We start from the raw sequence: 12,620 nt of genomic DNA on the forward strand, positions 1-12,620 counted from the left end.
ATGAAAGCGATTGTTTATAGCCAAAACGGTTTACCGATTTCCGATGAAAATGCGTTGTACGAGCTGGATGTTGCCCAACCGCAGCCAGGTGCGCGCGATTTGCTGGTAAAGATCCACGCGATTGCCGTGAACCCGGTGGATACCAAAGTGCGTAACGGTGCGCCCACCGATAAACCGCGCATTCTCGGTTGGGATGCGGTCGGCGTGGTGGAAGCGGTGGGTGAGGAGGTCACGCTGTTCCAGCCGGGCGATGAGGTGTTTTACGCCGGAGATATCACCCGCGCGGGCAGTTATGCCGAATATGGGTTGGTGGATGAACGCATTGCCGGACATAAACCCCGCACCCTGAATGATGCCGATGCCGCTGCATTGCCGCTAACATCACTCACCGCATGGGAACTGCTGTTTGATCGTCTGGAAGTAAAGGCGGATGACAATGCTGCACTGTTGATTATCGGAGCAGGCGGCGGTGTGGGATCGATCCTGACGCAGCTGGCGCGCAAGCTGACTAACCTCACGGTGATTGGTACCGCATCGCGGCCCGAAACCGCGGATTGGGTGCGCTCACTGGGCGCGCATCATGTGGTGAATCACCAGCAGCCGCTGGGCGAACAACTGGCGGCCATTGGTCACCCGCAGGTGCGCTATGTGGCTTCATTGACGCACACCGACAGCTATTACACCCAGCTGGTGGATGTGCTGGCCCCGCAAGGCAAACTGGCGCTGATCGATGATCCTGAAACGCTGGACGTGGTGCCTCTGAAGCGCAAAGCCATCTCGCTGCACTGGGAGCTGATGTTCACCCGCTCACTGTTCCAGACCCGCGATATGCAGCGTCAGCACGATATTTTAGAGCGCGTAAGCCAGCTGATTGATGACCAGACGCTGCAAACCACGGCAGGCGAACATCACGGCACTATTAATGCGGCCAATCTGCGTAAAGCCCATGCGCTGATCGAAAGCGGTCGCGCCCGCGGCAAGATCGTGCTCAGCGGCTTTTAACCCTTTGAAACACAATTCGTTAACCGCTGCGTCAACGCGGCGGTTAAGGTAACGGCACTTTTAAAATAATCGATTCAGGAGATTGCCATGACACTTAATGACGCAGTGGCTCGTCGCCACACTGTAAAAGCCTTCGCCAGTGGTAAAAGTTTGCCGCAGGAAGAGATCGAAACGCTGCTGAACGTGCTGCGTAACAGCCCGTCATCCGTCAACTCTCAGCCGTGGCATTTTGTGGTGGCTTCCACGCCAGAAGGTCGTGAGCAGATCGCGCAATCCACTACCGGCGCCTTTGTTTATAACGGCCCGAAAGTACTGAATGCTTCCCATGTGATCGCGCTGTGCATGCGCACCGATCTGGATGACGCGCATCTGCAAAATGTGCTGGCGCAGGAAGAGCAGGATGGGCGTTTTGCCAAACCAGAAGGTAAAGCCGGTCAGGATAAGAGCCGTCGTGGCTATGTCGATATGCACCGTTACGAGCAGCGTGATATCCCGCAGTGGATGGAGAAACAGGTTTACCTGGCGCTCGGTGGTCTGCTGCTAGGTGCCGCGATGTTAGGGATTGATGCGACGCCGATGGAAGGTTTTGATCAGCGAGCGCTGGATCAGGCGTTAGGCCTGCGTGAGAAAGGCTTTACCAGCGTGGTACTGGTATCGTTGGGCTATCGCAGCGACGAAGATTTCAATGCGGCATTGCCAAAATCACGTTTGCCGCGTGAAGAGATTTTCACCTTTATTTAAGCGGTTGCGGCGCAATTTTTTGCGTGGTTTTAACCCCGCGCGATGAATCGCGCCGCGACACGTTTCATCGCGGAAACAGCAAACTAAACCGGTTCACCCCGTTCTCACTGCTCACCACACAGCTACCGTGATGCAAACGCATGATGCGTACAATCGACAACCCCAGCCCGCTGCTGCTTTGATGGCGTGATGCATCGGCGCGCCAGAAGCGATCAAACATTCTTGCCTGCTGCTCGACACTGAGTGGCGCACCGTCATTCTCCACCACCAATTCGATCCCCTGATCGCGCACCGCACTTAACACCCGAATGGTTGATTCGCGATCGCCATAGCGCAAGGCATTTGCCATCAGATTCGCCAGTGCGCGTTGCAGCAGCTGCGGATCGGCGCGTAACTCTCCCTGCAGGCGCATCTCCAACTGCATGGCGTGCTCTTCGGCCATGCCATCAAAATAGTCCTGTAATTTCTCGCCGAGCTGTGCCAAATCGATTATCTGCCAATCCATTGCCTGACTGGCGTCTTCCGCTTTGGCGAGGAAAAGCATGTTATCGATCATTTTCGCCAATCTCTCCAGTTCCTCGTAGTTGGAGCCCAGCAGTGCCTGGTAATCACCCACGCTGCGCGGCTGGCTCAGCGCCACCTCGGTCTGACCGATCAAGGTGCCAATCGGCGTGCGCAGGTCGTGCGCCATATCGGCGGAAACCTGGCTGAGCTGTTGATAGCCCATTTCCAGACGACTGAGCATCTGGTTGAAGGCAGCGACCAGCGGTTGTAGCTCTGTCGGAGCATCGCTGAACTGGATACGGTGCGATAAACGCCGCACGTCTATGGCATCAGTTTCCGCTGCCAGCCGACGCAATGGCGATAAGCCGCGTCGCACCAGCCAGAGACTGAGTGCCGCGACCAGCAGCGCAGCCAGTGCGGTCGATACAATGATCTGATCGCAATAGCTGTTGAGAGTTTGGGTACGATCGCTCATCAGGCGGCCGGTGATGATCTCAATTTGCCCATTACCATCGCGCGTCGGCGCTAATGCAGCGGCGGAAATAAAAGGCGTGCCGTCCTCTGCCTGCTGGTGATGCACTGAGGTCAGACTGAGTGGCTGATCTGCGGGCACGGGCGTGATGTCGGGCATCGGCCGTGCGCCGGGATTGACCACAATCAGCGGCGGTTGACCTGGAAAGCGCAGCACTAACAAGGATTCTGTATTGCCCAGCATATTGGCAAACAGGCGCGGTTTTTGCTGAATCAGCGTAATGGCGTCTTCATCGCGTAGCAGCGTACGAATCTGATCAATGCGCGTCAGTAAAGCCGCGTCATCACGCACGCCAATCTGCTTCGCCAGGGACTGATACAGCGCAAAGCCGCTCAGGGCAAAAATCACAATCACTGCGGTGCTGAGCAGTAGTGATAAGCGAGTGGCAAGCGAGAGTTTTTTCATGTTTCAGCTTCGCAGCGATATCCGACGCCGTGCACGGTATGAATCAGCGGCTGGGCAAAGGGACCATCGATCTTCTGACGCAGGCGCTTCACCGCCACATCCACCACGTTGGTATCGCTATCAAAATTCATGTCCCATACGCGGGAGGCGATCACCGTGCGCGTAAGCACCTCACCGGGATGCAGCATAAACAGATGCAGCAGGTTGAACTCTTTGTTGGTGAGGTCGATGCGTTGCCCCGCGCGCTCCACCCGACGTTTAAGAATATCGAGTTGCAGGTCGGCCAGGGTCAGCATATCAGGAAGTTTTTGCTGACCGCCGCGCCGCAGTTGCGTGCGGACGCGTGCCAGTAGTTCGGCAAACGAGAAGGGCTTCACCAGGTAATCATCCGCGCCCAGTTCCAATCCTTTGATGCGATCTTCCAACGTGCCTTTAGCCGTGAGGAAAATCACCGGCGTCTGGATCTGTTTATCCAGCGCGGCCATGACTTCCCAGCCGCTCATGCCGGGCATCATCACATCAAGTAAGATCAGATCGTAATGGTGCTCCTGCGCATAGAACAAACCATCTTGCCCATTCTCGGCCACATCCACGATGAATCCCGCTTCCATCAATCCTTTGCGCATGTAATTGCGCGCTTTGGCTTCATCTTCAATCACCAAAATTTTCATGCGCATCTCCGAGCGGGATAAGTGGGTTAGGGCTGCGCCTGCTGAGCGGCCTGTTCAATCAGTTTCGCCACATCATCAGGATGAGATTCATACACCGAATGGCTGGCGCCCGCGACTTCAACCGTGTGGCTATGCGCGCGATTGGCGTACATCCGCTCCAGATCAGGGTTAATGATTTTGTCAGCTTTCGCCACCATGTACCAGCTAGGCTTGGTCTTCCATGCCGGGTCCGGAATGTTGGCGGTGAACACAGCGGCGTTGGTTGGCATCTGCGCATGCGCTTCAAAATCCGCCTGTGCAGCCGGTAAGTCGGCGGCGAAATCGCTGTGGTAATTTTCTGGCGCGATGGTCAGGTAGCCATCAGTCGATTTGGCAAACGGATGCGCGCTGTTGGGGAATTTTTTACCGTTGATGGCTTCGGTTTCGCCGTTATCCAGCGCGTGCGCGGCGATATACACCAGACCCACCACCTTGCTGTCATTTCCGGCTTCGGTGATGATCGCGCCACCATAACTGTGGCCGACCAGAATCACCGGTCCATTCTGCTGATCGATGATGCGGCGTGTCGCCGTGACATCTTCCGGGAAACCGGTCAGCGGCTCCTGCACCAGCGTCACTTTATAGCCATCGTGCGTCAGGCGGTCATACACCGGACGCCAGCCTGCGCCACCCACAAAAGCACCGTGTACTAACACAATATTCTTAACCGGCTGCGCTTTGGCTTGCGCCGCGCCGCCTACCATCGCCAATAAAATGCCCGCTGCTAACGTCAGTTTTTTCAGTTTCATGTTTGTGCTCCAGATAAGGAAGGTTCGGGCACAGGATATGAAAGCGGCGCTGACAGCAGGGTGAGCGAGTTATGACAAAAGAATGACAGGGGGTATTAAGTAATTTTTAATGGGGTGTGAAATTCCTCTAACCTATTAATCAATATAAGAATTCACTCTACATAAATCCATTATTTTAATGGTGGTAATGTTTCCGTCATGTTATTAAATCTCCATGCCGTTGTGAATTTACCTGCCTGCTGGAGATAACAATGAAAAAGAGTTTGTCCTTCGCGTTACTGCTTTCACTGGGCGCTTTCAGCACCTTATCGTTTGCTGAGCAGACGTTGCGTTTTGGTGTTGATCCCACTTTCCCACCGTTTGAATCTAAGGCCAGTGATGGCTCACTTAAAGGATTTGATATCGATTTGGGCAACGCCATTTGTGCGCAGGCAAAAGTCAAATGCCAGTGGGTGCAGATCGGCTTTGATGGCAGTATTCCGGCACTGCAGGCTAAAAAGTTTGATGCGATTCTGTCGGCGATGTCGATGACGGAGAAACGCCGTGAGCAGGTGGATTTCAGCAACATGCTGTATATCACGCCGAGTGCGTTGCTGACGCCAAAAAGCAGCACCCTGACCGAAGATATCAGCACGCTGCGCGGTAAGAACATCGGCGTGGCGCAGGGCACCATTCAGGAAACCTACGCCAAAGCAAAATGGGCGGCACAGGGTGTCAATGTGGTTTCCTATCCTAACCAGATGGAGATCTATCCCGATCTGGTCGCGGGGCGACTGAATGGCACTCTGGCGAATGCGGTGTCAGCGGATCAGGGTTTCCTGAATACGCCGGAAGGCAAAGATTACGTCATCAAAGCGACGCTGGTGGATAAAGAGCTGCTGGGCAACGGTGTGGGAATTGGCCTGCGTAAGGGCGATACCGTGCATCTGAAACTGATCAATGATGCGCTGGCCGAACTGCACAACAATGGCACTTACGATCAGCTGGCGAAAAAATACTTCAAGTTTAAGGTTTATCCGTAAGCGCCCTTATTTACAGGAAACAGCATGTCAGATTTGCCGCATTACTCGTCCCAACGTGCCCGTTTTGTTGCGGCAGTCGAGCGCCAACACGGCGCTTTGACTTCATACCCGCATCCGCTGCCGGGCCCACAAGGTGAAACGCTTTATACCGATGTCGCCGTCATTGGCGACCCCGGTGCCAGCAAGTTGATGATGATCATCTCGGGCACGCATGGGGTGGAGGGCTACTACGGATCGGACAGCCAGATTGAGTGGCTCAATCGCTTCAGTCTGACTGCTTTGCCCGATGACACCGCGATTGTGCTGCTGCACCTGTTGAATCCCTGGGGAGCAGCCCATTTGCGGCGCGTCAACGAAGACAACATCGATCTTAATCGCAATTTTATCGATTTTACTCAGCCAGCCCCCGCCAATCCGGAATACCCGTCATGGCACGGGATTTACCACGGCGATCGGACACAAGCTGATGAGCTGTTAGTTAAAACCCTTAACGGCGCAGGCTGGCTGGCGGTAAAACGGGTGGTGGAAGCCGGGCAATACCAATTCGCTGACGGTTTCTTCTACGGTGGAAAGCAACCGAGCTGGTCTTATCGCACCATGCAAACCATCATCGCCGACCATTTATCGCAGGCAAAAACCATCCTGAGCTTCGATCTGCATACGGGAGCCGGAGCATGGGGGCATCCAATGTTGCTCTCGATTGCTGAGCAGCAGGTCGCTGCACATCAGTGGGGAAAATCACTGTATAGCGAGTGGTTAACGTTACTGTTTACCGGCGCAGGTCGTGACAGTGTCACCGGAGTGACCGCAACCGCAACGGGTTATCTGTCACAGTTCCTGCTGGAATCACTGCCGCAGACGCATATCTTGCCACTGGTGGTGGAGTGCGGAACCTATCCCGGCGAAGAGATGCATCGTCGCGTGCGTGACGATCATTGGTTGCATCTGCAAGGTGAACCGGCTAGTGAATCAGGGCGCGCCTTAAAGCGTGAGCTGGTGGAAGGTTTCTGGCCAGCAGACCGCGACTGGCGCGATCTGGTGGCTTTTCGGACCCAGCAGATTTTTGTACGCGGCTGGCAGGGTTTGTTAAACGCCGATCACAACCGACCATAAAAAGTCATGCGCGCCGTTTCCGACAGGGCGATGCCAGGCTGTGTGTTGTACGCCAGGACTGCCAGCATGCGTGTGATGTCGCCTTCGGTTGGCGTCACACGATGCATTGAGTTGCGACCACGGAACAGCACTAAGTCACCCGCTTCAATCGCCAGCGCATCGACCGGCTGGCGCTGATCCAGCACCGCGGCAACGCCTTCGAAATTCATCTCTCCCGCATCGGCATCGCGCAAATCCTTCACATACTGGAATATGCCGCCGGCGCGGGGTTTCTGTACCAGCAGGGTGATGGCGAAGGAGGAGTTATCGAAGTGCCAGCCGAGTTCCTGACCATCGGGCGCGTAATGCAGATTGATGGACGAGAGCGGATCGGCATAAGGATAGAGCGCGGTTTCGCCCAGCACGTCGCACAGGAAATTTTTAAACAGTTCGTCGTTATACAGCTGGCGCAGCGGCGATTCGGCGGCAATCACGTCGTCGGTAATACAGCCTTTGGTACTGATCACATCACGATTGCGCGGATGGTCAGCGTCATACGCCTCGTCTTTTTTCATCAGATAGACGTTATGCTTGCTGAGGGTGTGATAGGCCAGATGGCGCTGAGCGTTTCCTTCGGCGATGATGCTTTGCAGCGCGTCGGGTTGTAAAAACTGACGCAGGACCAGCGCGCCATGCTGGTTGAGCTGTTCACGGCATTCACGTCGCCAGTCGGCGTCGGCCAGTGGATGCAAATCGAAACGAATCAATGCAGACATAGCAACAGTTCTCATTGTGACAGGTGTGTTATCACAGTAACTCACTGATATGTTAGTGCGTAACGATATAAATTTAATGCCCTGCTAAGGAAACTTTAATGCCCGCACAGTCACCACGTTTACCGAAAATCAGCGTAATCCAGTCATTTAAGGTGGCGGCGGAGTTAGGTAGTCTGGCAAAAGCCGCCGCGCAACTGGCGCTGACGCCTGCGGCGGTGAGTCAGCAGATCCGGCAGCTAGAGGAACAGTTGGGCAGTGCGCTGTTTGTGCGTACGCAAAGTGGCGTGATGCTGACTGAAACCGGCAAAGAGTATTTGCGCTATGTGACGGAAGCCTTTGATATTTTGCATCTTGGGCAGCAAAACCTGCGTCATGTGGCGGCGATGCCCAAGCTCACGCTCTATTCACTGCCCGCACTGGCCTCGAAGTGGTTGCTGCCTAATATTGCGCAGTGGCGCGTTCACTGTCCCGACATTGATTTATCGCTACACGGCACCCATGCGCAGGTGGATTTTAATGCCACACCAGCTGACTTTGTCATTTGCTTTGGTGAGGATCGCTATCCCCAGCTTGATAAGCAGCGTCTGTTTTTGGATGAGGTGGTGCCCGTGGTGAGCCCCAGGCTGTTGCAGCAGTTTCCATTAGAAAACGTGTTGCAACAGGCTCCATTGATCCATCTTGATTGGGGCAACGAAGGGCGCTTTCTGCCGGACTGGCGAAGTTGGTATCTGGCCAAAGGGATGGCGGAACCCGCATCACAGCCCGCGTTAAGTTTTAATCTCACCTCATTGGCGATCGATGCTGCGGTGGCAGGCGCGGGTTTGTTATTAGGGCAGAAAAGGCTTATCGCTGCAGAGCTGGCACGAGGCGATTTAGTTATGGTTGATGCGTTAAGCCTGCCATTAAGTAAACCCTATTTTCTTGCCTGGCCGCAGCGTTCGCGCAGCCAGCCGGGCAGTGAAGCGTTAATAAACTGGCTCGGACAGCTGGCAATTTAACAAACTGTTAACTGACTCAGCATTGCAAATCGTGGATTGCACTATGCTTATTCGCTTTGTGCGACGGATCGTAGACAGGGAGTTCAGTCAGTGACTTTAGATATGCATTTCTGGCTTACCACGTTGGTCATAGCCATCACCATTTTGCTGTGGGCAAGTGCACGCCTGCCGGAATATCTCACCGCGCTGCTGTTTTTTGCCGCCGCCACGCTGCTTAACATCGCCCCGACCAGCACCATCTTCAGCGGATTTGCCTCTTCAGCCTTCTGGCTGGTATTGAGCGGTTTTGTGCTCGGTGCGGCGATCCGCAAAGTCGGGCTTGCACAGCGCTGGGCTAACTATCTGGTGGTGCCGTTCAGTCAGAGCTGGCCGCGCATGGTCGTTGGCACCCTGGTGCTGACCTATCTGCTGGCATTGGTGATGCCTTCCAATATGGGGCGCATCGCACTGCTAATGCCTGTTGTGCTGGCGCTAGGTGAGCGGGCCGGAATTAAAGCCGGGAGCCGTGGCAACATTGGTCTGGCGCTGGCGGTGGGTTTTGGCACATTCCAGCTCTCCGCCAGCATCTTGCCGGCTAATGTGCCCAATCTGGTGCTTAGCGGAGCTGCGGAAAACGCCTATCATATCCATCTCCAGTGGCTGCCCTGGTGGCTGCTTCATATGCCGGTGGTGGGGATTGGCAAGGGAATGATACTCGCAGCCGCTATTCTGTTCCTGTTCCGCGCGCAACCTCAGCCCGTGCGCCATCGCGATCAACTTGAGCCGCTCAGCCGCAGCGAATGGCGGTTGATGGGCCTGTTGGCTATCACTCTATTGCTGTGGATGACCGATAGCCTGCACGGCTTGCCCGCCGCATGGATTGGTCTGGCGGCGGCGTGTATTTGCCTGCTGCCGCGCATCGGCTTTCTCTCAAGTGATGATTTCGCCAGCGGGGTTAATTTCCGCACCTGTATCTATATTGCCGGTATTCTCGGCGTGGCCACAGTGATAGTGGATTCAGGGCTGGGTCGTCTCATCGCTGATCTGCTGCTTAGCGTGTTGCCACTGCAGGATCACGCTTCGTTTGGTAATTTCGCGGTGCTTAACTCGCTGGTCTCGCTGCTCAACTTTGTGCTGACTGCCAACGGCGTGCCAGCGATGGTGACGCCGATCGCGCAAGAGCTGGCAACCGCATCCGGCTTTTCTCTGATGAGCGTCGTCATGATGCAGGTGTTTGCCTACGCGACGCCGCTGTTGCCTTATCAGGCTTCGCCAGTGGTGGTGGCGATGGGGCTGGGTAATGTGCCTGCCAAAGCGGGCCTGCAACTGTGCGTGCTGGTGTTTATCTTCAGCGTGCTGTTGCTGTTACCACTGGATTATCTCTGGTTCAGGCTGCTAGGCTATGCCTGACTTTCCCTCACTGCCTGAGCACGCCGTTATGTCAGCCAATAATGATTGGGTCGATTTTCGTCGCGATGACGAAACCGGTATCGAAAGCGTCAACGCGCATTTTCGCGGACACGCCTACGATCCGCACGATCACGACGAATTATTGGTGGGCGTGACGCAGCAGGGCTTACAACGTTTCAACTGCCATCGTGCATTGCACACCAGCACACCGGGCCGCGCCATTTTGATTGAGCCGGGCGCGGTGCATGACGGCCACGCCCCTAACGAAGAGGGTTTCACCTACACCATGCTCTATCTGCCGCAGCGTTGGGTGGCAGAGATGATGCAGCGACGCGGTCTGGGGGATGTCTCCAATATTGAAGGGGCGTTTCGCCACACGCTAAATGATGATGCGCTGCTGGCCAGTGCCATCCAGCAGGCGTGGTTTTCAGTGCATCACAGTGAAGGGCGACTGGCGCGCGACCAAAGCCTCGATCATCTGATGACGATGCTTTCCCGCCATCTTGAAATCAAACCCAATGCGCAATCAGGTGCAGCGATGCAGCACATGCAGCTATTACGCGACTATCTGCACGATTTTATGGCGCAGGATATAGGGCTGGATGAGTTGTCACGGCTGGCGGGCATTGATCGCTTTAAGCTGACGCGTCAGTTTAAGCAGGCGTTTGGTCAGTCACCGCATGCCTACCTGGTACGGCTGAGGTTGCGCAGCGCACGTGTGCTGCTGGCGCAGGGCATTGAGCCGGTGCAGGTTGCCGCTCAGGTTGGTTTTGCCGATCAGAGCCATTTAGGGCGTTGGTTCCAACGCGCCTACCGCATGACACCGGCCTCCTATCAACGACAGTGCACAAACGTTCTATATCCCACCCCCGCGACTCTTAGATGATACTGTTTTAGACCCCATCGGAGAGTAGTGACAGATGTTTGATACCAAAATCGCCCTGATTGTTCGTGATGATTTAGCCACCTGGCAGCGCCTGAATGTGGTGGCCTTTCTCGCCACCGGCATTGCTTCTGCCGCGCCTGACATGATGGGCGAACCTTACGTGGATGCGAAGGGGCGTCAATACGGCAATATGGCAGGCCAGCCGATGCTGGTGTTTGCGGGTGATGTTACGGGATTACAACGGGCTCATCGCCAGGGTTTGGAACGGGAGTTGACGGTGATCCCGTATGTGGAAGCGATGTTCGCCACCGGACATGATGCCGCCAACCGCGAGGTATTCATGGCTGAAGATGCCGACAACCTGAACCTGGTCGGCATCGCGATTCGTGGGCCAAAGAAAGCAGTGGATAAGGCGATTAAAGGGCTGTCACTGCACGGATAAACGCGGTCGCCCCTGCGGCGACGCTTTCATTTATTCAGCGATATGCGCAGCTCGATGGCTTCAGCTGCGCGCAGCAACAAGTCTTCCCGGCCACGCAGCGCCAGCAATTCGACGCCAATCGGCAACCCGTCGTCGCTCAGGCCAGCGGGAATAGAGATAGCAGGCGCGCCAGTCACTGCGGAAACCAGCGCATTGCTGCCTTCCTGCATCTCGCCGTGTTTGACTGGCGCACGGCGCACCACCGGGTAGGCCAGCAGGTTAATGTTGTGCTGGTCGAACATCGCCACCAACTGCTGGTAAAGATCATGTTGGCGCTGCTGCACCCGTGCATAACCTTCGCTGGCCGTGCCAGGATGTACCGCGCGGGTCTTAAACACGGTTTCGAGCTGAGGATGATACAGCCCGGATGCAGCGATATCCGGCAGGGTATAGAACTGCGCCTGCGGCTTATCGGCTAAATACTTCGCCAGCGCTTCAGAAAATTCATAACCGATGATATTGGCATCAGCCGCTAACGTCTCTAATTCTGGCCAGCACAGTGTCGCGGGTGCGAACCCGGCCACGGCAGCCTGCACCGCCTGGTTAATCTCATCTTCATCAGCGGCAAATCCTTCCTGCCAGATGCCGACCCGTAATGCTTCTCCCTCCGTAGCAAACGTCTTGCCGCTGAGCACTTCGCAGGCGATGCGCAGATCGGCCGCGCTGCGCACCAGCGGGCCGGGGATATCCTGCGTCGGTGACAGCGGCACAATTCCAGATGTGCTAAGTGCACCTCGCGTCATGCGTAAGCCAAACAGACCATTAAACGCGGCGGGAATACGCACCGAACCTGCTGTGTCACTGCCAATGGCGAGCGGCACATAACCGGCGGCAACGGCAACTGCTGAGCCGCTGCTCGATCCGCCCGGTGAACGTCCTTCCCGCCAGGCATTGTGGGTGAAGCCCGTCAGCGAGGAGGCGCCGGTAATACCCGCCGCCAGTTCATGCATCGCGGTTTTACCGATAATAACCGCGCCCTGGTGGCGCAGTGTGGTGACCAGCGGGGCATCGGTTTGGGCGATGACGTCACGCAACATCACCGAACCCGCGCTGGTGGGCCAGCCTTGTACTTCAATATTGTCTTTAATCAGCACCGGGATGCCGTCCAGCTGACCCAACGCCTCACCGCGTTGACGGCGTGTATCACTCCGTTCTGCTGCCGCACGCGCTTTATACGCAAACAGCCAGGTGATGGCGTTGTAGCGCGGCTGGTCTGCCTCACTTATGCGCTGCAGTGCGAAGTCGGTCAGCTGGCGCGCGGTAACATCACCGCGTTGCAGTGCCAGGGATAAGTCGCTCAGCGACGCGGTGAGATAATCAGCGTATTGCATCC

The 12,620-nt window shown here is 55.8% G+C and carries 13 protein-coding genes; 8 read left to right on the forward strand and 5 right to left on the reverse strand.

Features of this window, described 5'->3' with window-relative positions:
- A complete protein-coding gene (locus RT340_RS03625) occupies window positions 1-1,002 on the forward strand; it encodes a zinc-binding alcohol dehydrogenase family protein (protein ID WP_313374150.1) in 1,002 nt (333 codons plus the stop codon).
- Between the two features lie 87 nt (window positions 1,003-1,089).
- On the forward strand, window positions 1,090-1,743 hold the full coding sequence (locus RT340_RS03630; RefSeq protein ID WP_045833255.1) for an oxygen-insensitive NAD(P)H-dependent nitroreductase NfsB: 654 nt from the start codon (window positions 1,090-1,092) through the stop codon (window positions 1,741-1,743).
- A gap of 64 nt (window positions 1,744-1,807) precedes the next feature.
- On the opposite strand, the gene RT340_RS03635 is transcribed toward RT340_RS03630, so the two are convergent.
- From RT340_RS03635 to RT340_RS03645, 3 genes are read right to left on the reverse strand one after another with little or no spacing between them, the layout of a single operon-like run.
- Complete coding sequence (locus RT340_RS03635) at window positions 1,808-3,184, reverse strand: heavy metal sensor histidine kinase (protein ID WP_313374153.1); 1,377 nt, start codon at window positions 3,182-3,184, stop codon at window positions 1,808-1,810.
- Window positions 3,181-3,855 carry a heavy metal response regulator transcription factor gene (locus tag RT340_RS03640; RefSeq protein ID WP_313374155.1) on the reverse strand — a complete coding sequence of 225 codons (675 nt, stop codon included), beginning with the start codon at window positions 3,853-3,855 and terminating at the stop codon, window positions 3,181-3,183. Before RT340_RS03640 ends, RT340_RS03635 begins: the two co-directional genes overlap by 4 nt.
- A gap of 26 nt (window positions 3,856-3,881) precedes the next feature.
- Window positions 3,882-4,643 carry an alpha/beta hydrolase gene (locus RT340_RS03645; protein WP_313374157.1) on the reverse strand — a complete coding sequence of 254 codons (762 nt, stop codon included), beginning with the start codon at window positions 4,641-4,643 and terminating at the stop codon, window positions 3,882-3,884.
- A 251-nt stretch (window positions 4,644-4,894) separates the two neighbouring features.
- Here RT340_RS03645 and RT340_RS03650 point away from each other — a divergent pair, with 251 nt between their 5' ends.
- Entirely contained in the window at window positions 4,895-5,665 is a 771-nt protein-coding gene (locus tag RT340_RS03650) for a transporter substrate-binding domain-containing protein (protein WP_313374159.1), read from the forward strand.
- 24 nt (window positions 5,666-5,689) lie between these two features.
- On the forward strand, window positions 5,690-6,778 hold the full coding sequence (locus RT340_RS03655; protein WP_313374161.1) for a DUF2817 domain-containing protein: 1,089 nt from the start codon (window positions 5,690-5,692) through the stop codon (window positions 6,776-6,778).
- Here RT340_RS03655 and RT340_RS03660 read toward each other — a convergent pair.
- Window positions 6,763-7,533, reverse strand: a complete 771-nt coding sequence (locus RT340_RS03660; RefSeq protein ID WP_313374163.1) for a 2OG-Fe(II) oxygenase — start codon at window positions 7,531-7,533, stop codon at window positions 6,763-6,765. The genes RT340_RS03655 and RT340_RS03660 overlap by 16 nt on opposite strands.
- A 98-nt stretch (window positions 7,534-7,631) precedes the next feature.
- On the opposite strand from RT340_RS03660, the gene RT340_RS03665 reads away from it, so the two are divergent.
- From RT340_RS03665 to RT340_RS03680, 4 genes are all read left to right on the forward strand, one after another.
- Window positions 7,632-8,531: a LysR substrate-binding domain-containing protein gene (locus tag RT340_RS03665; protein ID WP_058960286.1), complete on the forward strand. Its 900-nt coding sequence runs from the start codon at window positions 7,632-7,634 to the stop codon at window positions 8,529-8,531.
- A gap of 102 nt (window positions 8,532-8,633) precedes the next feature.
- Window positions 8,634-9,920 carry an SLC13 family permease gene (locus RT340_RS03670; RefSeq protein ID WP_211729733.1) on the forward strand — a complete coding sequence of 429 codons (1,287 nt, stop codon included), beginning with the start codon at window positions 8,634-8,636 and terminating at the stop codon, window positions 9,918-9,920.
- Window positions 9,921-9,948: 28 nt separating this feature from the next.
- Window positions 9,949-10,806, forward strand: a complete 858-nt coding sequence (locus RT340_RS03675; protein ID WP_160834379.1) for an AraC family transcriptional regulator — start codon at window positions 9,949-9,951, stop codon at window positions 10,804-10,806.
- Between the two features lie 34 nt (window positions 10,807-10,840).
- The gene (locus tag RT340_RS03680; RefSeq protein WP_045833270.1) at window positions 10,841-11,248 is read left to right on the forward strand and encodes a DUF2000 family protein; all 408 of its coding nucleotides are present in this window, start codon (window positions 10,841-10,843) and stop codon (window positions 11,246-11,248) included.
- A gap of 26 nt (window positions 11,249-11,274) precedes the next feature.
- Here RT340_RS03680 and RT340_RS03685 read toward each other — a convergent pair whose 3' ends face one another.
- On the reverse strand, window positions 11,275-12,618 hold the full coding sequence (locus RT340_RS03685; protein ID WP_211729721.1) for an amidase: 1,344 nt from the start codon (window positions 12,616-12,618) through the stop codon (window positions 11,275-11,277).
- Window positions 12,619-12,620 lie beyond the last annotated feature (2 nt).

Source organism: Pantoea sp. CTOTU50773 (assembly GCF_032082325.1).
In the GTDB taxonomy this organism is placed as follows: domain Bacteria; phylum Pseudomonadota; class Gammaproteobacteria; order Enterobacterales; family Enterobacteriaceae; genus Pantoea; species Pantoea communis.